Source organism: Halopseudomonas salina, assembly GCF_014637955.1.
Classification (GTDB): domain Bacteria; phylum Pseudomonadota; class Gammaproteobacteria; order Pseudomonadales; family Pseudomonadaceae; genus Halopseudomonas; species Halopseudomonas salina.
Window position 1 is genome coordinate 422,715 of record NZ_BMFF01000004.1, and the last position, 19,020, is coordinate 441,734.

Annotated in this window: 17 protein-coding genes; 5 read left to right on the forward strand and 12 right to left on the reverse strand. The window is 58.5% G+C overall.

All coding sequences use genetic code 11. The annotated features are described in order from the left end of the window. Positions 1 to 32: 32 nt before the first annotated feature. Together mfd and IEV54_RS11960 are read left to right on the forward strand one after the other, a co-directional pair. Positions 33 to 3,527: a transcription-repair coupling factor gene (gene mfd, locus IEV54_RS11955; RefSeq protein ID WP_150276760.1), complete on the forward strand. Its 3,495-nt coding sequence runs from the start codon at positions 33 to 35 to the stop codon at positions 3,525 to 3,527. Next, positions 3,524 to 4,102 (forward strand): CsiV family protein, encoded by a 579-nt coding sequence (locus IEV54_RS11960; protein WP_150276759.1) that lies wholly within the window; start codon positions 3,524 to 3,526, stop codon positions 4,100 to 4,102. Before mfd ends, IEV54_RS11960 begins: the two co-directional genes overlap by 4 nt. An 11-nt stretch (positions 4,103 to 4,113) precedes the next feature. On the opposite strand, the gene IEV54_RS11965 is transcribed toward IEV54_RS11960, so the two are convergent. The 5 genes from IEV54_RS11965 to IEV54_RS11985 all read right to left on the reverse strand — a co-directional run bounded on the left by IEV54_RS11965 (position 4,114) and on the right by IEV54_RS11985 (position 8,376). Next, positions 4,114 to 4,854 carry an S-methyl-5'-thioinosine phosphorylase gene (locus IEV54_RS11965; RefSeq protein ID WP_150276758.1) on the reverse strand — a complete coding sequence of 247 codons (741 nt, stop codon included), beginning with the start codon at positions 4,852 to 4,854 and terminating at the stop codon, positions 4,114 to 4,116. After that, positions 4,851 to 5,999 carry a mechanosensitive ion channel family protein gene (locus tag IEV54_RS11970; protein WP_150276757.1) on the reverse strand — a complete coding sequence of 383 codons (1,149 nt, stop codon included), beginning with the start codon at positions 5,997 to 5,999 and terminating at the stop codon, positions 4,851 to 4,853. Before IEV54_RS11970 ends, IEV54_RS11965 begins: the two co-directional genes overlap by 4 nt. Further along, positions 5,996 to 7,006 carry a beta-N-acetylhexosaminidase gene (gene nagZ / locus IEV54_RS11975; protein WP_150277096.1) on the reverse strand — a complete coding sequence of 337 codons (1,011 nt, stop codon included), beginning with the start codon at positions 7,004 to 7,006 and terminating at the stop codon, positions 5,996 to 5,998. The genes IEV54_RS11970 and nagZ overlap by 4 nt, the downstream gene beginning before the upstream one ends. Before the next feature lie 32 nt (positions 7,007 to 7,038). Further along, positions 7,039 to 7,557 (reverse strand): L,D-transpeptidase, encoded by a 519-nt coding sequence (locus IEV54_RS11980; protein ID WP_150276756.1) that lies wholly within the window; start codon positions 7,555 to 7,557, stop codon positions 7,039 to 7,041. Positions 7,558 to 7,686: 129 nt separating this feature from the next. Next, the gene (locus IEV54_RS11985; RefSeq protein WP_150276755.1) at positions 7,687 to 8,376 is read right to left on the reverse strand and encodes a TetR/AcrR family transcriptional regulator; all 690 of its coding nucleotides are present in this window, start codon (positions 8,374 to 8,376) and stop codon (positions 7,687 to 7,689) included. A gap of 167 nt (positions 8,377 to 8,543) precedes the next feature. Here IEV54_RS11985 and lexA point away from each other — a divergent pair, with 167 nt between their 5' ends. Beyond that, positions 8,544 to 9,152, forward strand: coding sequence for a transcriptional repressor LexA (gene lexA / locus IEV54_RS11990; RefSeq protein ID WP_150276754.1), 609 nt, complete (start codon positions 8,544 to 8,546; stop codon positions 9,150 to 9,152). Between the two features lie 11 nt (positions 9,153 to 9,163). Next, positions 9,164 to 9,688 carry an SOS-induced cell division inhibitor SulA gene (sulA, locus tag IEV54_RS11995; RefSeq protein ID WP_150276753.1) on the forward strand — a complete coding sequence of 175 codons (525 nt, stop codon included), beginning with the start codon at positions 9,164 to 9,166 and terminating at the stop codon, positions 9,686 to 9,688. A gap of 75 nt (positions 9,689 to 9,763) precedes the next feature. Here the strand turns inward: sulA and IEV54_RS12000 are convergent, their stop codons facing one another. From IEV54_RS12000 to IEV54_RS12030, 7 genes are all read right to left on the reverse strand, one after another. Next, on the reverse strand, positions 9,764 to 10,000 hold the full coding sequence (locus IEV54_RS12000; RefSeq protein WP_150276752.1) for a hypothetical protein: 237 nt from the start codon (positions 9,998 to 10,000) through the stop codon (positions 9,764 to 9,766). A 63-nt stretch (positions 10,001 to 10,063) separates the two neighbouring features. Next, entirely contained in the window at positions 10,064 to 10,573 is a 510-nt protein-coding gene (locus IEV54_RS12005; RefSeq protein WP_150276751.1) for a DUF6586 family protein, read from the reverse strand. Positions 10,574 to 10,583: 10 nt separating this feature from the next. Next, entirely contained in the window at positions 10,584 to 13,208 is a 2,625-nt protein-coding gene (gene topA, locus IEV54_RS12010) for a type I DNA topoisomerase (protein WP_150276750.1), read from the reverse strand. A 104-nt stretch (positions 13,209 to 13,312) separates the two neighbouring features. Beyond that, positions 13,313 to 13,531 carry a DUF1653 domain-containing protein gene (locus IEV54_RS12015; protein WP_150276749.1) on the reverse strand — a complete coding sequence of 73 codons (219 nt, stop codon included), beginning with the start codon at positions 13,529 to 13,531 and terminating at the stop codon, positions 13,313 to 13,315. 505 nt (positions 13,532 to 14,036) lie between these two features. Next, a complete protein-coding gene (gene fadA / locus IEV54_RS12020; RefSeq protein WP_150276748.1) occupies positions 14,037 to 15,212 on the reverse strand; it encodes an acetyl-CoA C-acyltransferase FadA in 1,176 nt (391 codons plus the stop codon). Between the two features lie 30 nt (positions 15,213 to 15,242). Further along, on the reverse strand, positions 15,243 to 17,390 hold the full coding sequence (gene fadB, locus IEV54_RS12025) for a fatty acid oxidation complex subunit alpha FadB (RefSeq protein ID WP_150276747.1): 2,148 nt from the start codon (positions 17,388 to 17,390) through the stop codon (positions 15,243 to 15,245). 314 nt (positions 17,391 to 17,704) lie between these two features. Next, positions 17,705 to 18,142 carry a hypothetical protein gene (locus IEV54_RS12030; RefSeq protein ID WP_150276746.1) on the reverse strand — a complete coding sequence of 146 codons (438 nt, stop codon included), beginning with the start codon at positions 18,140 to 18,142 and terminating at the stop codon, positions 17,705 to 17,707. A gap of 114 nt (positions 18,143 to 18,256) precedes the next feature. Between IEV54_RS12030 and IEV54_RS12035 the strand changes: the two genes are divergently transcribed. Further along, positions 18,257 to 18,700: a universal stress protein gene (locus IEV54_RS12035; protein ID WP_150276745.1), complete on the forward strand. Its 444-nt coding sequence runs from the start codon at positions 18,257 to 18,259 to the stop codon at positions 18,698 to 18,700. Positions 18,701 to 19,020: the final 320 nt, after the last annotated feature.

Genomic DNA, 19,020 nt, shown 5'->3' on the forward strand with positions numbered 1-19,020 from the left:
CTTGGCGTTTTTTACAGATGGACAGTCAACGCATGCCTGCGAACAAAACCATTCTTGCCTCTGCCGATGCACTCGCCGGCCATGGCAAGACGGCCTGGGGCAACCTGACCGGAGCCGCCAGGGCGCTAGCCATAGCCGAGGGCGCCCTGCTGCACCCGGGCCTGAGTCTGGTCATAACCACTGATACGGCCATGGCCGATCAACTGGAACGGGAGCTGCGGTTCTTCGCTCCAGATCTGCCCGTGCTCAGCTTCCCGGACTGGGAAACTCTACCCTATGACCGTTTTTCGCCGCACCAGGACATCATTTCCCAGCGCCTGAAGACGCTTTACCAGCTACCGTCGGTCACCCAGGGCATTCTTGTTGTGCCCATGACGACCTTATTGCACCGCATCGCGCCACGCTCCTTCCTCGGCGGCTCGGTGCTCATGCTCGAGCTGGGCCAGCAGCTGGATATGGACAAGATGCGCCTGAATCTGGACGCGGCCGGCTATCGATGCGTCGATACGGTATACGAGCATGGCGACTACGCCGTGCGCGGCGCGCTGCTGGATCTGTATCCGATGGGCAGCCGCCTGCCCCTGCGCATCGACCTGTTTGACGATGAAATCGAGACCCTGCGCACCTTCGACCCAGAGACCCAGCGTTCGATCGACAAGGTCGAGCGGGTCCATCTGTTACCCGCCAAGGAATTTCCGCTGGACAAGGCAGCCCTGACCGGCTTCCGCGCCCGCTTTCGTGAGCGCTTCGACGTCGACTACCGACGCTGCCCGGTGTATCAGGATCTGAGCGAGGGGCTGGTGCCAGCAGGGGTGGAATACTACCTGCCGCTGTTTTTTGAAGAACTGCAAAGCCTGTTTGATTATCTGCCAGACAATACCCTGCTGTTCAGTCTGCCTGGCATCGAGGGCAGCGCCGAACACTTCTGGACCGACGTACGTAACCGCTATCAGGAGCAGAGCGTCGACAAGACACGTCCGCTGCTCTCACCGGCGGAGCTGTTTCTCAGCGTCGAGGACTGTTTCGCGCTGATCAAGCGCTTTCCACGGATTGTCTGTCACCAGGAATCCATCGGGCCCGCCGCCGGTAACATTCACTTCAGCTGCCAGCCGCCGCCTGAGCTGCCAATAGACAATCGGCTGGATCAGCCCCTTGCAGCCCTTGAATCCTTTGCCAGCTCTTTTGAAGGGCGAATTCTGTACGTCGTGGAAAGCGCCGGACGCCGTGAGGCGATGCTCGACCTGCTGGCACGCATCGAGGTCAAGCCGGGCACGGTGGAAAGCTGGCCAGAGTTTCTCGCCAGCACTGCGCCGCACTCGATCATGGTGGCAACCATTGACCAGGGCATGCTCTGCGGCTCGCCCGCCATCGCACTGATTGCCGAGAATCAGCTGTTTGGCCAGCGCGTCATGCAGCGCCGGCGTCGCGGCAAGGCCACCGACCTGGGCGATGCGGTCATTCGCAATCTGACCGAGCTCCGCGAAGGGTCACCGGTGGTGCATATCGACCACGGCGTCGGCCGCTTCCTGGGCCTGGTCAATCTGACCGTTGAAGACCAGCAGGCCGAATTCCTCACCCTGGAATACGCCGACGAAGCCAAGCTCTATGTCCCGGTAGCCAACCTGCACCTGATCGCCCGCTACACCGGTGGCGAGGACGAACACGCCCCGCTACACCGCCTGGGCTCGGAACAATGGCAAAAAGCCAAGCGCAAGGCGGCCGAAAAGGTCCGCGACGTGGCTGCCGAACTGCTTGATGTCTACGCCCGCCGAGGTGCCCGCAAGGGCTTCAGTTTCAGTGCACCGGAACGCGACTATCAGGCGTTCGCCGATGCCTTCCCGTTCGAGGAAACCGCCGATCAGGAAGCAGCCATCGAAGCGGTAATCAGCGATATGGTCAAGTCACAGCCGATGGACCGGCTTGTGTGCGGCGATGTCGGCTTCGGCAAGACCGAAGTCGCCATGCGCGCAGCTTTCCTGGCGGTACACGGTGGCAAGCAGGTTGCGGTACTAGTACCCACCACCCTGCTCGCTCAGCAGCACTACAACAGCTTTCGCGACCGCTTTGCTGACTGGCCGGTCAAGGTCGAGGTCATGTCGCGCTTCAAGTCCACCAAGGAAATCAAGTCTGCCATCGGCGAACTCGCCGAGGGCAAGGTGGATATCATGATCGGTACCCACAAACTGCTGCAGGGCGACATCCAGTTTCAAAACCTGGGACTGATGATCATCGACGAAGAACACCGCTTCGGCGTCCGCCAGAAAGAACAGCTCAAAGCCCTGCGCAGTGAAGTGGATGTGCTCACGCTAACCGCCACACCCATTCCGCGCACCCTGAATATGGCCATGTCGGGCATGCGGGAGCTGTCGATTATCGCCACGCCACCGGCACGCCGATTGTCCGTGCGCACCTTCGTCATGCAGCAACAGGCGCCGGTGCTCAAGGAAGCCATCCTGCGTGAGCTGCTCCGCGGTGGGCAGGTCTACTTCCTGCACAACGAGGTGCAGACCATCGAGAAATGCGCCGCAGACCTGGCTGAACTGGTGCCCGAAGCGCGCATCGGTATCAGCCACGGACAGATGCCCGAACGCGCGCTGGAACAGGTGATGGGCGACTTCTATCACCGGCGGTTCAACGTGTTGGTGACCACCACCATCATCGAAACCGGTATCGACGTACCCAACGCCAACACCATCATTATCGAGCGGGCCGACAAATTCGGCCTGGCTCAGCTGCACCAGCTACGCGGTCGTGTCGGCCGCAGCCACCACCAGGCTTACGCCTACCTGCTCACGCCCCACGGCAAGAAGCTGACCAGCGACGCCGAAAAGCGTCTGGAAGCGATTGCCGCAGCCCAGGAACTGGGAGCCGGATTCACCCTGGCCACCCATGACCTGGAAATCCGCGGCGCCGGCGAACTGCTGGGCGACGGCCAGAGCGGTCAGATCCAGGCCATCGGCTTTACCCTGTACATGGACATGCTCGATCGGGCTATCAAGGCAATCAAGTCGGGCAACCAACCGTCCCTGGATCAGCCTCTGGGAGGCGGGCCGGATATCAACCTGCGTCTACCGGCTCTGATCCCGGATGACTACCTGCCAGACGTGCACAGCCGCCTGATTCTCTACAAGCGCATAGCCAATGCCACCGATGACGAGGCTTTGAAGGATCTGCAGGTGGAGATGATCGACCGGTTCGGCCTCTTGCCTGAGGCAGCCAAGACGCTGTTCCGCGTTACGTCCCTGAAATTGCGCTGCACTCCTCTGGGAATCAGCAAAATAGATGTCGGGCCCGAGCATGGCCGTCTCGAATTTGCCAGCAACACCCAGGTTGACCCGATGACGCTGGTCAAACTGATCCAGGATCAGCCCAATCGGTATAAACTTGAGGGTGCTACCCTGTTCCGCTTCAGTGCGCCCATGGGAGCATCGGATCTGCGCCTGAATACGGTTGAGGCACTGATTGACCGTCTGGAAGCACCACCGCAGCAATCCCAGCCATCCAAAGGGAAAGGAAAACGTTCATGAACTCCGTTATTCGCACTCTGCAGCTGCCCGCACTCGTCGCTATCTCTGTTCTGGCAAGCACCGTCCAGGCCCAGGATGCGGGCACCTACCAGGTCGAGGCCATTGTGTTCGCCCAACCCTCAGCCCCGATCAGCGGCAACCGTGCCCCCGACTACAACTGGGCCAATGACGCTGTGATGCTCGAAGATACCGCCCGCAGTGATGTGCGCAAACTGGACGTAACCCAGCTTCGCATGGACAGGGAGGCGGACAAGCTCGCGGCCAATGGCTACCGAATACTCATGCATCAGGCCTGGATCCAGCCGGCTGACAGTAACCTGAAGGTAGCGATACACCAGGGGGAAACGCTGGGCGAGCATTATCCCGTCGAAGCGGTGCTTGGTCTGGAGCGCGCCGAGGAATCAATGGCGCTCGAGGTAAAGGCTTGGCGGCACACTGGCACTCGCAGCCAGGATGGCCAGGCCGACAGTATTGTCAGCGAGAAACTGCACCAGTCCCGTCGCTTGCGTCTGAACGAGGTGCATTATCTCGACCACCAGAGCATGGGCATGCTGGTCCGGGTTAACAGTCGCTAAAGGAACTTGGCTCAGGCGCCGGCGACCATCGCATTGATGACAGCCCGCGCCTGCTCCATGCCGCTCTCCATCACTTTTTCGATATCTGCCATGGTGATCACGCCCTTGCCCTTGCCTGCAGCGGGATTGACTACCAGTGACAGACTGGCATAGGGCAACTGCAGCTCTCGGGCCAGCGCCGCCTCAGGCATTCCAGTCATGCCGACTATGTCACAGCCGTCGCGCTCCAGCAGACTGATCTCCGCCGCAGTTTCCAGCCGGGGGCCCTGAGTCGCTGCGTAGACACCATAGGCACTGTGCGCCACGCCGACTCGCGCCAGCACGCCAATCAGCCGCTGACGCAGGCCCTCATCATAGGGATGGGTAAAGTCGATATGCGTGACCTCATCCAGATCGTCCTCAAAAAAAGTGCTGTGCCGGCCCCAGGTGTAATCGATCAACTGATGGGGTACGCAAAAATGCCCTACTCCCATGGCCGGATGAATGCCGCCGACCGCGTTGACTGCCAGTATTTCATCAGCGCCCGCCTCCTTGAGAGCCCATAGATTGGCCCGATAATTGACCCGATGGGGCGGTATACGATGAGGGTCCCCATGGCGCGCCATGAAGAACACTTCCCGGCCGGCCATGAGACCCTTGATGACGGGCGCCGAAGCAGTACCGAAGGGCGTTTCCGAACTGGCTTCACCGGTACGCTTGAGGCCAGGTAGTCGGGTCAGACCAGTACCGCCAATAATGGCCAGGGCGTTCATGAACCCACCTGCGGCGGGTTACCCGCCTGGTTGGCAGACGGAGGCTCGACTTCACCGCTACGCAGCGTCAGCCCGTCAGGCACATGCAGGGTCGATGTGGGGAACGCCACCTGCGCCCCGTGCTCGGACACAATAGCCAGAATCTTCAACAATACATCCTCCTTCACCCGGTGAAATTCAGCCCACACAGGACTGGTAAAACAATAGATGAAAAAATCCACAGACGAGGCCGCACACCGGTCGAAATAGACCATCTGGGTCACATCCTGGGCGATATCCGGATGCTCCTTGAGCATCTCGCGGACAGCCTTGACGATGGGCTCCATGTGCTGGATGTCGTCATAACGGATACCGATATGCTCGAATATGCGCCTATGCGTCATTCGCGACGGGTTCTGCAGAACGACGTTGGTAAAAATCGCATTCGGCACATAAATAGGGCGTTTATCGAAGGTCCGTATGCGTGTCAGACGCCAGCCGATATGCTCGACCGTGCCTTCAATCTCCTTGTCCGGCGAACGTACCCACTCGCCCACCGAGAAAGGCCTGTCAAGGTAGACCATCAAACCACCAAAAAAGTTTGCCAACAGATCCTTGGCGGCAAAACCCACCGCGATACCGCCGATGCCACCGAAGGCAAGCACGCCACCAATGCTGTACCCCAGCGTCTGCAATATGACCAGACCGCAGGTGATAACTACCGAAATACGCAACAACTTGCCAATAGCGCTGACAGTAGTCTGATCCATGGGCTTTTGCAGATAACGGGAATCAACCAGGCGCTCCTCGACTCGACTCGCCAGACGCAGCAGAAACCAGGCGAGCAAACCTATCAGCAGCACGCTCTGGACACTCTCGAGCACGTCCGCAAAGTCTTCGTCCATCTCCAATGCCGTTATCCGCGCCGCCCACAACAGTCCCATACTCCATATGAGTACCCAAAGCGGCCGGCGCAGCGCGATTACCAGCGCGTCATCCCAGACGTTCGGACTGATCGTGGCACGGGCTTCCAGTCGGTCGAGTATCAGCTTGCCCACGTAGGCCAATATCAGCGACGCGAACACGATGGCAAAAACCTTGTAGACCCAGAGCTGCCCGGCCAGCGGCAGGTTGTCCAGAGGCAGATTGTCGATCAAGTCATTCATGCATGCTCCCCAAGCAATCCCACTTCGCGCAACAGGTGAAGCGCGGAAGACCACTGTGGGTCAGCTTTATAGTCAATACCCGGCTGGCGGCGTGCAAGCATGGCTGCCAGATGCTCTGGGGGATTCAGGCCGATCTGCTGGCAATGCGTCAGAGCCTCCTCGGCCGCACCACGATCATTGCATACCAACAGCATGTCGCAACCCGATGACAATGCAGCGTCAACTCGCTGGGTAATGCCACCTACAACATGGGCGCCCGCCATGGTCAGGTCGTCGCTGAAGATCACCCCGCTGAAGCCCAGTTCGCTGCGCAGAATGTCCTGCAGCCAGCGTCGGGAAAAGCCAGCCGGCTGCTCATCGATCGCCGGATACACCACATGGGCCGGCATAATGCCATCCAGCAATGCGGCAAGATCCCTGAAAGGCACAAGGTCGCTTGCGCGGATCTGCGTTTCGCTGCGCTCATCAACCGGCAAATCCGTATGGGAGTCTGCTTCCGCCCAGCCGTGGCCAGGAAAATGTTTACCGGTCGCCGCCATCCCTGCTGTGTGCAAACCCTCTATATAAGCTCGGCCGAGATTGGCCACCTGCTCGGGGTCACCCCCAAGGGAACGGTCACCGATAACATCACTGCGGCCATGATCCAGATCGAGAACCGGTGCAAAACTGATATCGATACCGCAGGCGAGCATCTCGGTAGCCATTACCCAGGCAGCACTTCTCGCCGCCGCCTCAGCCTGGCCCATATCCCCGGAGCTGGCCAGGGCTGCAATACGGCGCAACGCCGGCAAGCGTTCGACGCCATTGCGCAGGCGCTGTACCCGTCCACCCTCCTGGTCTATTGCGATCAGCATATCAGGTCGCACGGCCCTGATTGACTGCACCAGTTCACGAACCTGATGCGGTGATTCGGTATTGCGAGCGAACAGAATGATACCGCCCACCTCGGGCTGTCTGAGCAAATGGCGATCAGCCGCATCAAGCCAGGTACCGGCCACATCAAGCATCAGGGTGCCTTGTTTCAACAGTGTTACTCCGTTCAAGTCTTTGCGGGCATGAGCAGATCTAAAGCCTGCTCGTGAATTTCAACGCGGCAGCCTACTGGCGTGAGATCGAATAGCACAAGCATGTCGCTGTTACGTAAGCGCACACAGCCATGGGATAGCGCCACACCCATAGGTTGGTCGTCAGGGGTACCGTGCAGGTATATATAGCGGCGCTGGGAATCCTGCCTGCCGCCTCGATTGAATCCCGACTCCTCGCCACACAGCCACAATATCCGGGTAAGAATCCAGTCGCGCTGTGGGTGCTGCCGGGCGAGTTCATGGGACCAGATCTCACCCGTCGGACGACGACCGATATACACCGAGGCCAAGGGCTGGCCTTCACCGATCCGTGCCCTGACCCGATGCACGCCCCGCGGAGTACATCCGGACCCGTCCTGCTCCCCTGCACCCTTGAGCGCAGTGGAAACAGGATAATCGCACACCTGCATCCCGCCGCTGAGCCCGATAAGGCGCTGGGAAGCCAGTGAGACGAGGATCAGATCCAGCGACATAGCCACCTCCGTTAAAAGTGCTCACACGATAACGGATCAGCCCGCGCTAGGAAACCGGCGCAGAGGGGAAACCAAAGCCAGCAGGCAATAGTACTGCTGACTCACAGACACAATAGCGATCGGGGAATATCAGACTGGTTCGGGGACGGACCGGGTTTGGGTCCCGGCGGTTATGGACGGCATGACGCTCTCTGCGCGCATGCCCGCCGCGAGAAACGGCACCATCAGCTTGAGCACCTGATCAATACCTGTCTGAGTGTCGAATTCCGCTTCGGCAATCGCGCGCAGCGCTTTCATGCTCGACATCGTGAACGCAGCGCTACCCAGCATGAAGTGCACCCGCCAGAAAAGCTCGGTTGGCGGCAATTGCGGAGCCGCAGTAAACACCAACTGCATGTAACGCTGAAACACCTTGCCATAAACCTCTGCAAGATACTTGCGCAGATGACCCTGACTCTGACTGAAGGCCAGCCCCAGCAGGCGCATGAAAATCGCCAGATCGTTGCCGCTGCGCGGCTTCACGGTCAGTGCCTGTCTCACCAGCATCTCGAGCAACTGTTCCAGGGTAAGCTGAGAAGCACTGCCCTGCTGCTGATGACGGTCGAGTTCCTGCTCCAGGCTGCTGACAAAGGGATTCAGAAAACGCACGAATACCGCCTGAATCAAGGCCTTCTTGGAACCAAAGTGATAATTTACCGCCGCCAGATTCACCCCCGCCTTGCTGGTGATCAGGCGCAACGATGTCTCTGCAAAACCTTTCTCGGCGAAGAGTTGCTCGGCTGCATCAAGAATGCGTTCGACAGTATCAGACTGGGCCATGGGCGATTCCGCTAGTAAACATTTGTTTCAAACATACGTTTCAAACGCATTCAGTGTCAAGCAGCCAAAACGAAACCAGGTCATTGACAGAATTGAGACTGCCCCTTGCCCTCCACTAACAACTGTATATAATCACAGTTACTGTATATACAAACAGGTAGAGCCGGATGCAGAAACTGACCGCCAGACAACAACAGATCCTTGCCTTCATCAAGGAGTACATGGATGCCAACGGCTATCCCCCTACCCGTGTAGACATAGCTCGGGTACTCGGATTCAAATCGCCCAACGCGGCGGAAGATCATCTGCGCGCCCTGGCCCGTAAAGGGGCAATTGAAATGATTCCGGGTGCGTCCCGGGGCATACGTCTACCCGAACAGGATATCGATACCCCCGAGGGGCGGCTACCCGTCATCGGCAGGGTAGCAGCAGGCGCGCCGGTGCTGGCACTGGAAAATATCGAGGATCACTGCCAGATAGACCCGGGGTTTTTCCATCCCCGGGCCGATTACCTGCTTCGGGTGCAGGGTCTGAGTATGCGCGACGTCGGCATTCTTGACGGCGATCTGCTGGCAGTTCATCGCACCGCCGTTGCCCGTAACGGGCAGATCGTGGTTGCCCGCATTGGCGATGAAGTTACCGTGAAACGCTTTCAGAAACAGGGCCGCAAGGTTCTGCTTCACGCAGAAAACCCGGATTTTGCACCGATAGAAGTTGATCTGGGTGAAGAGGAACTGACCATCGAAGGCTTGAGTGTCGGCGTAATACGCCGCTAGAGGGGTTCAATATGCTGTATTCCCACGACCATCACCGATCAATCAGTACCGCCGTACAACCGGAGCTCTTTCATAATGCTCTGATGGCGTCCCGCTACGCACTTCCGTCAAAGCCGGCGCTGGCCAGCACGCGACCGACGCGCCACGCCGAGCCCGAAGACGCCTTCAGCGAGATCCGCCTCAATGGCGCTCCCAGGCAGTGCCTGCAATGGCTGGCACCAGTCCTGCGCGATCTAAGCCAGGCCGATGCACCTGGTTGGCTGACACTGCTTGACCCCCCCGAAACGGTAAGCCACCAGTGGCTGCGTAACGCGGGGCTCAATCCGGAACGGATACTGATCGTCAGATGCAAACCGGGAATGGACAGCCTTGAACTCTGTTGTGAATTACTCAGCCTCGGCTGTAGTCATACTGTGGTGAGTTGGCTGGCAACAGACGGTCAGAGTGGGCGTGCAAGTCAGCAGTTACGCCTGGCCGCTGGCAAAGGTCGCTGTCAGAGTCTGAATGTATGTCTGGATAGCTGTCTGGCGGCGTAAAAGCGCTGAGCGAAGTAGCAAACGGGGGTTGTGAATAGCACCTCAACCCCCTTCAAGCATCACAAGGGCGTGCGCCTAGTGCAGGATACGGCCTTCCGAATAGGGCTCACCCTCTTCCATCACCTGACCGGCAACCTGCATACCAGCGCTGATCATTGCCTTGGCAACTTCGATGTAATGGCCCTGCAGGAAGTCCTGAGCGTCAGCAGAAAACTCGATGACCACCAGGGGCTCGGCTTCTTCATTGGAGCGGCGCAGAGCTACTTTGCCATTTTCCAGCTCTACTATCTCCAGAAACGATGAAGAGGACATGTCGGGTCTCCTGTTGATTGGCCGCGCAGCTTAACACAATGCTGCGAGCAATCGCAGGGACTGCTACCACTCCACCATCCCTTCACGGTAGCAGCCAACGCGCTCGGTCAGAGCGGTGTGAGCTTCACGTGCATCGACCAGAGACCAATCAACCGATGCCTTGACTGCGCTGACCGCAATCAGGTCATCGGCAGGCGCCTTGGCCTCCTCTGGTCGCGGCGGTAGATTCAGGATATCCCACCCTTTCAGCAGCCGCCCCAGCCAGGTGTCCGATGCCTTGGCCAGCTCGCTCAGTTCAGCCAGTTCAGGCCCTGGGAAACGCTCAACGGTCTGCGGGTCGAGCATCATGTCCAGCGAGCGAACCTCCAACAACGGCCAGCGATAGCGGTCAGCAACTTCATGGGCAACCGCCAGTACGGCACGATGCAGATGAAACAACGCATGCTCGCGGTGGTAGCGCGTCATAGTGAAGGCAGACAGCGCATCCGAGGTTTCAGCCTCGGACCAAGACTCGATCGCCAGGCGGGCAAAATACAAAGCCTGGTTGGTACGGGTATAGACTTCATTGGCCATGGGTCAACCCTCAGCTCTTGGCTTTCGGCCGCTTGTCATCCTCGACCCAGCGCTTGCCGTCATGATAGGCGCGCCATCCATTGGGCTTGCCGTCGACTTCACTCTGAACATATTGCTCTTTGGTCTTGCGGCTGTAACGAATAACCGTCGGCACGCCGTCCGGATCCGCTACCGGCGCCTCCAGCAGGAAATGATACTTGGGATCGATTTCCTTGCGATGCGGTAGCAATTCCTTCACCAATGGCGCGCGGGTTTCGCGGTTCTTCGGAAACTGGCTGGCGGCCAGGAACATGCCCGAAGCGCCATCGCGCAGCACGTACACGTCATCGACCTTTTCACAGGCCAGCTCGGGCATGGGCACCGGATCCATCTTCGGCGGCGCAGCCTCGCCATTTCTCAGCAATTTGCGGGTGTTCTTGCATTCGCTATTGGTACAGCCAAAGTATTTGCCGAAACGACCCGTCTTGAGCTGCATCTCGCTGCCGCACTTATCGCAATCCAACCTTGGACCATCATAACCCTTGATCTTGAAAGCACCTTCTTCAATTTCGAAACCGGGGCAGTCGGGATTGTTACCGCATACGTGCAGCTTGTGCTGCTCGTCTACCAGGTAGCTGTCCATCGCGGTGCTGCACACCGGGCACCGACGCTTGTTACGCAGTACACGGGACTCACCCTCTTCATCATCGGCGGCCACTTCGTTACCAGGCACCAGATTCACGGTCGCCTTGCAGCGTTCCTTTGGCGGCAATGCATAGCCCGAACAACCCAGGAACACACCGGTTGACGCGGTGCGAATCATCATCGGCCGGCCGCAGTCCTTGCACTTGATGTCTGTCAGGGTCGGCTCGTTGGAGCGCATGCCCTTGCCTTCCTCGGCCGACTCGGCGGCACTCAGCTTGAGGCTGAAGTCAGCATAGAAATTATCCAGAACCTTTTTCCAGACCACGCCGCCCTGGGCCACTTCGTCCAGGGACTCCTCCATGGTCGCGGTAAAGCTGTAGTCCATCAGATTGGGAAAACTTTCTGCCAGGCGCTCGGTAACAATGTCACCCATCTTCTCGGCATAGAACCGGCGGTTATTCTGAGAGACGTAACCCCGATCCTGAATGGTCGAAATAATGGACGCATAGGTAGAGGGCCGGCCGATGCCGCGCTTCTCCAGCTCCTTGACCAGATTGGCTTCGGAGTAGCGCGCTGGCGGCTTGGTGAAGTGCTGTTTGGGATCGAGCTTCTGCAGCGCCAGCTTGTCCTTGACCTTCATGTCGGGCAGCACTTCGTCCTCGCCACCCTTGCCCTGGGTCGGCATTACCCGGGTATAGCCGTCGAACTTGAGGATGCGACCCTTGGCGCGCAACTCGAAATCCCCGGCTTCAACGGTGATCAGCGTGGACAGATACTGGGCGGGCACCATCTGGCAGGCCAGAAACTGACGCCAGATAAGCTCGTAAAGCCGCTCAGCGTCTTTTTCCATACTCTTGAGATCGCCGGTCTTGAGTTTGACGTCCGACGGCCTGATCGCTTCGTGGGCTTCCTGAGCGCCTTCCTTGCTGCTGTACATGTTGGGCTTTTCAGGCAGGTATTTCTCGCCGAAATTGGTTTCGATATAGCCGCGCGCCATGGCAATCGCATCGGCGGAGAGGTTAGTCGAGTCCGTACGCATGTAGGTGATGTAGCCCGCTTCATACAAGCGCTGAGCCATCATCATGGTCTTCTTCACGCCGAAGCCCAGGCGCGTACTCGCCGCCTGCTGCAGCGTAGAGGTAATAAAAGGTGCGCTGGGCTTGGAGCTGGTCGGCTTGTCTTCACGCTTGGCAACGCTGTAGTCAGCGTCTTTGAGCACCTTCAGGGCGGCATCGGTCTCAGCCTTGTTGACCGGGCGGAAGTTGCTGCCGTTGTGCTTGGCGACTTCAAAACGCACCGAATCGCTCTGCGGTGTATCCAGCAATGCGTGAATTTCCCAGAACTCTTCAGGTATGAACGCGCGAATCTCACGCTCGCGATCCACAATGAGCTTCACTGCCACCGACTGAACACGACCGGCCGACAGGCCACGGGCTATCTTCTGCCAGAGCAAAGGCGAGACCATATAGCCCACGACGCGATCCAGAAAGCGCCGCGCTTGCTGGGCATTGACGCGGTTGATGTCCAGCTCGCCGGGCTTGGCAAACGCACCTTGAATGGCTTTCTTGGTGATTTCGTTGAACACCACACGCTTGTAGCGGCTTTCATCACCACCAATGGATTCGCGCAGGTGCCAGGCAATAGCTTCCCCTTCGCGGTCCAAGTCCGTCGCGAGATAGATGGCGTCGGCGTCCTTGGCCAGGCGACGAAGCTCTTCTACGACCTTCTCCTTGCCCGGCAGGATCTCGTAGTGCGCCTTCCAGCCATTCTCGGGGTCGACGCCCATGCGCTTGACCAGCTGCATGCGTGCCTTGGTTTTCTTGTCTACCTCGGGAGCGGCAGAAGCTGCCTTGCGGCCGCCCTTGGCTTTGGTCTCGGTCTTGCCGCTGCCACTGGTGGGCAAATCGCGTATGTGACCAATGCTCGACTTGACGATGAAGTCGTTGCCAAGATACTTGTTGATCGTCTTCGCCTTGGCGGGAGACTCAACAATGACCAGTGCTTTTCCCATGGGTAACTGTATTCCTAGCTCTATCGAATCTGGATGTCCTGTCGGACATGGAGTAATGCGCCGCGGCGTCTGGAAGCTCGCACAGACCCACGGAGGGCCAGAGCCTACACGTCTTCGCTGATAAAGGTAAAGCGTGGCGTAGGCTCGCCGTCAAGCACGACGTTGCCCGTAAACATGTCCAGGGGCCGCACCCACAGATCAAAATCCCCATATAACGTGCGGTACACCACCAGGGATTCTTCTGTCTCCGAGTGTGTCGCCACACCCACGACCTGGTAATCCTTTCCTTTATAGTGGCGGTAGAGTCCTGGCTTTAGTGACATGTCGTGTTCCTTGTTTGCTTATGACTTGGCTCGGCGGCTTATAGGTTAGCGTAGAGTGTGGAGTCGATACTGATTCTGCATCTTATGTGCTCGGCACAGCGCCCCAAAGGCCTTTGCGCGACACGCTACTAGCCATCCCTGGGGCTCGTCGTCGCACGTCCCTGTGCTCCGACGGTCGCGCAAAGGCCTTTGGGGCGCTGTGCCGATACTGACTCGGATCCTGGACCAACGAACGAACCCAAAGAACGGGTTCCGTGCAGGAGGCTCGATTTAAGTTGGCGCCGACGACCAAGGGCCTGTGTGAGTGCCGTCGCTGGCCAGGGACGGCCAGCGACGAGCCCCATGGATGGCTTGTAGCGTGCCGAACACAGGCCCTTGGTCGTCGGCGCCGCACACAGAGCTCAAACAATCAGCAGTCCAGCAACCGCACCGAGCTACCAAACTTGCAACCCACAAACAAAAACCGGGGCACTAGGCCCCGGTTTCTGGTCACACCACAACCGTATCAGACACGCTCGAATACGGTAGTGATGCCTTGCCCCAGACCAATACACATGGTCGAGACACCAACAGTGCCGCCATTCTGCTTCATCACGTTCAGCAGAGTGCCGGAGATGCGGGCGCCGGAGCAGCCGAAGGGGTGACCCAGTGCGATCGCGCCGCCGTGCAGGTTGACCTTGGCTTCCATCTGGTCCAGCAGTTTGAGGTCTTTCAACACAGGCAGGGCCTGGGCAGCAAAGGCTTCGTTCAGCTCGACAAAATCGACGTTATCCATGGTCATGCCAGCGCGCTTGAGCGCCTTGTGGGTAGCCGGGACCGGACCGTAGCCCATGATCGCCGGATCAACACCAGCAACAGCCATTGAACGGATAACCGCCATCGGCTCAAGACCCAAGGCCTTGGCGCGCTCGGCAGACATCACGATCATGCAGGAAGCACCGTCAGTGATCTGCGAAGAAGAACCGGCTGTCACGGTACCGCCCTTGGGATTGAACGCCGGCCGCAGGGCCGCCAGGCTTTCCAGGGTAGTCTCGGGACGGATGGTCTCGTCTTCAGTGAACACTTTCAGGAAACCGTCAGCATCGTGGCCGTGCATCGGGATGATCTCATCCTTGAAGCCACCATTGAGGGTTGCCTTGTGCGCCAACTGGTGCGAACGCAGGGCGAACTGGTCCTGCTGCTCGCGGCTGATACCGTGCATCTTGCCCAGCATTTCCGCAGTCAGACCCATCATGCCGGACGCCTTGGCAGCGTACAGGGACAGGGTCGGGTTTGGATCAACACCGTGCATCATGCTCAGGTGGCCCATGTGCTCCACACCACCTACCACGAACACATCACCGTTACCGGTCTGGATCGCCTGGGCAGCAGTGTGCAGCGCGCTCATGGAAGAACCACACAGACGGCTCACGGTTTGCGCGGAGCTGGTGTGCGGGATCGGCGTCAGCAGGGAGATCATGCGGGCAACGTTCCAGCCCTGCTCCAGGGTCTGGTTTACACAGCCCCAGATCACATCTTCCACTTCTGCGGGATCAATTTTCGGGTTACGTGCCAGCAGACCGGTGATCAGGTCGGCGGACAGGTTCTCGGCACGAACATTACGGTACATGCCACCCTTGGAACGGCCCATCGGGGTGCGGCCGAAGTCGACAATAACGACGTCTCTCGGATTCAGGCTCATAGATTCACTCTCGCTCTGTGCGTTCCGCGGTTAACCGAAGAATTTCTTGCCGTTCTTGGCCATTTCACGCAACTTTTCAGTCGGCGCGTACATGGGACCAAACTCGGCATACTTGTCAGCAATGGCCACAAACTCGGCCACACCCAGGGTGTCGATATAGCGCAGCGCACCACCACGGAAGGGCGGGAAGCCGATACCGTAGATCAGACCCATGTCGGCGTCGGCAGCACTTTCAACGATGCCGTCTTCCAGGCAGCGAACGGTCTCAAGGCACAGCGGAACCATCATGATCTCAATGATTTCCTCGTCAGTGAACTCACGGTTCTCCTGAACCACTGGCTTGATCAGCTCGTAGGACTGCGGATCGACAACCTTCTTCGGCTTGCCCTTCTTGTCCATCTCGTACGCGTAGAAGCCCTTGCCGGTCTTCTGACCCAGGCGACCTTCGTCATACATGACGTCAGCGGCGGTGCGCACGTTATCAGCCATGCGATCGGGATAGCCTTCAGCCATCACATCACGACCGTGGTGCCCGGTGTCCAGGCCTACAACGTCAAGCAGGTAAGCCGGGCCCATGGGCCAGCCAAACTTTTCCATGACCTTGTCGACGCGCTGGAAGTCGGCGCCCATGTTTACCAGGCGAGCAAAGCCGCCGAAGTATGGGAACAGTACGCGGTTGACCAGGAAGCCGGGGCAGTCGTTGACGACAACCGGGGTCTTGCCCATTTTCTTGGCGTAGGCAACGGTAGTGGCAATCGCCTTCTCGCTGGACTTCTCGCCACGGATAACTTCAACCAGGGGCATCATGTGCACGGGGTTGAAGAAGTGCATGCCGCAGAAGTTTTCCGGACGCTTGAGCGCCTGGGCAAGATAGGTGATGGAGATGGTCGAAGTGTTGGAAGCGATAATCGCGTCCTCACGTACATGACCTTCCACCTCAGCCAGCACAGCGTGCTTGACCTTGGGATTCTCGACAACGGCCTCAACGACGATATCGACGTTGCCAAAATCACCGTAGGACATGGTCGGACGGATCGCATTCAGTGCCTTGGCCATCTGGTCAGGCTTCAAGCGGCCCTTGGCAACGCGGCTACCCAGCAGCTTGGACGCTTCGTCCAGACCCAGCTGAATACCTTCCTCGCGGATATCCTTCATCAGGATAGGCGTGCCTTTGACGGCAGACTGGTAAGCAATACCGCCACCCATGATGCCTGCGCCCAGTACAGCGGCCAGCTTCACGTCTGCAGCTTGCTTGTCATACTGCTTGGCCTTGGCTTTCAGTGCCTGATCGTTCAGGAACAGACCGACCAGTGCCTGGGCAACGGAGGTCTTGGCCAGCTTGGCAAAACCAGCGGCTTCGATTTCCAGTGCCTTTTCGCGGCCATGGGCAGCGGCTTTCTGGATGGTCTTGATCGCTTCAACCGGCGCCGGATAGTTCGGGCCAGCCTGACCAGCAACGAAACCTTTGGCAGTTTCGAACGCCATCATCTGCTCGATGGTGTTGAGCTTGATCTTTTCCAGCTTGGGCTGACGCTTGGCCATGTAGTCCAACTCGCCACTGATGGCACGCTTGACCAGATCCAGAGCACCTGCCTTGAGCTTGTCGTCGGCTACAACAGCGTCAACAGCACCCATTTTCAGGGCCTTGTCGGCACGGTTTTCAGTACCACCACAGATCCACTCGATGGCGTTATCGACACCGATCAGACGTGGAGTACGTACGGTACCGCCGAAGCCCGGGTAGATACCCAGTTTGACTTCAGGCAGGCCGACCTTGGCACTGGCGGCCATGACACGGTAGTCACAGGCCAGGCACATTTCGAAACCGCCACCCAGCGCCATGCCGTTAATGGCAGCAACGGTGGGGATTTTCAGGTCTTCAACGGCATTGAAGATCTTGTTGGCATCGAGGTTGCCGGCGACCAGATCTGCCTCGGGCAGTTGGAAGGTGTCAACGAACTCGTTGATGTCGGCACCGACAATGAACACGTCCTTGCCGCTGGTGACGATGAGGCCCTTGATGCTGCTATCGGACTGGATGGCCTCGACGGCAGCTTGCAGCTCCGCCAGGGTCGCACGATTGAACTTGTTGACAGACTCGCCCTGCAAATCGAACTTGAGCTCGACGATGCCGTCTTCAAGGGCTTGAACCGTGATGGCTTTACCTTCGTAAATCATCAACTGATCTCCACGCTGTGTAAGCACTTGAGAAAAAGCAATTCCGACGCTGCCCGCAGCGTTGGCTGAAGCAGCTCATCGGAGGATGCCATGATAGTTCCCGGGGCGTTTGCTCGGTGAGAATGCCGAACAATTCATACGCTCGTTTGATTCGGGTGCGCACACCTTCGTGCAAATCCGGGCTGTTGTCAATCTAAAGCAGACATGGGCGCGTCTTGCCCGGCTGTTAGAAATGAGCATATTTCATTTTTTTATCTTTTAAATTCAGATAATTAGCAGCTATACCTAGAACGGATCGAGACAAGGACCGGCGGTCAGCCCGCCTGCGACTGGCGTAAAGGAGCCAATGCGAGATCCAGCTGTTCAAGCGTAGCTATGGAATCCGGCTCGATCCAGAATACCAACACCGAGAAAGACTGACGGTCAATGCGTTGCACAGCCTGCGGCAATGTATCCAGTACCGCCAGCGCCAGCGCGTTGTCCGCAGAACCCAGTAACCAGCGCCAGCCTTGCCCATCCCGCTCGCAACTGAACTCCTGCTGTACTGAACAGCGCTCCAGTGACTGTCTATAGCCAACGCAATGTTCCAGCTGGGCACCAGCTGCCGTTTCAGGCTGCCGCTCCACTCTGTAGCCAAGCTTGCGCGCCGCTTCACGCAGACGCTGTATATGCAGCATACGCCCACGGGGCAACAGTTTGAGCAGGTTCGCAACCAGTATCGCAGCAACCACCGCCACTATTACCCAGGTCACAGGCGCGCGCCCGGCGCTGGGGCGGATATTGCGCTGTCGCCCAGAAGGCCGCTGCAGAGCTGGACTGCGCGAAAAAGACTGTTACTATCGGGCTGAAAAACAGGAGAAACCTGCATGCTCTATTCCCACGTATTGGTCGCCGTCGACCTGATCGATGAATGCCGCTCGGTAGCCGACCATGCCATGGCCCTTGCCAAGGCACTGGATGCCAAACTGACGCTCCTGCATGTGGTCGAGCCCCTCGCCATGGCCTATGGCGGTGATGTGCCCATGGACCTGTCTATGCTGCAACAGCAGCAATTCGACCAGGCCAGAGAGAGGATGCAGGCGTTTGCCGGCGACTATGGGCTTCCGGAAGACCGTTTGCAAATCGCCTTCGGCCATCCCCGCCACGAGATCCACCGGGTGTCGACAGAACAGAATTGTGACCTCATCGTCGTCGGCAGCCACGGCCGCCACGGTCTCGCGCTACTACTAGGCTCCACAGCCAACGACGTCCTGCACGGCGCGCCCTGTGATGTTATTGCTGTGCGGTTGGGTAAAAAAGAAAAGAAGTAACGGGACCGCCCCAACCCAACGCAATGTTCAACCCCGCTTTCTCAAAATCAAAATGGATCCCCGCGTTCGCGAGGATGACGCTTAGGGAGAGGGCGAGGTCATCCTACGGATTCCGCGCAAACCTCACACCGTCATTCCCGCCACATACCGTCATTCCCGCGAAGACGGGAATCCAAGCCGTGTCGCCACCACCCCTGCGCGCGCTAATACTCCGTCGTCATTCCCGCGCACGCGGGAACCCATTTTGACCTTCCGCAGTTTCGGACCAGCTCCGCGCTCGCCGCACCATCCAATGGATCCCCGCCTTCGCGAGGATGACG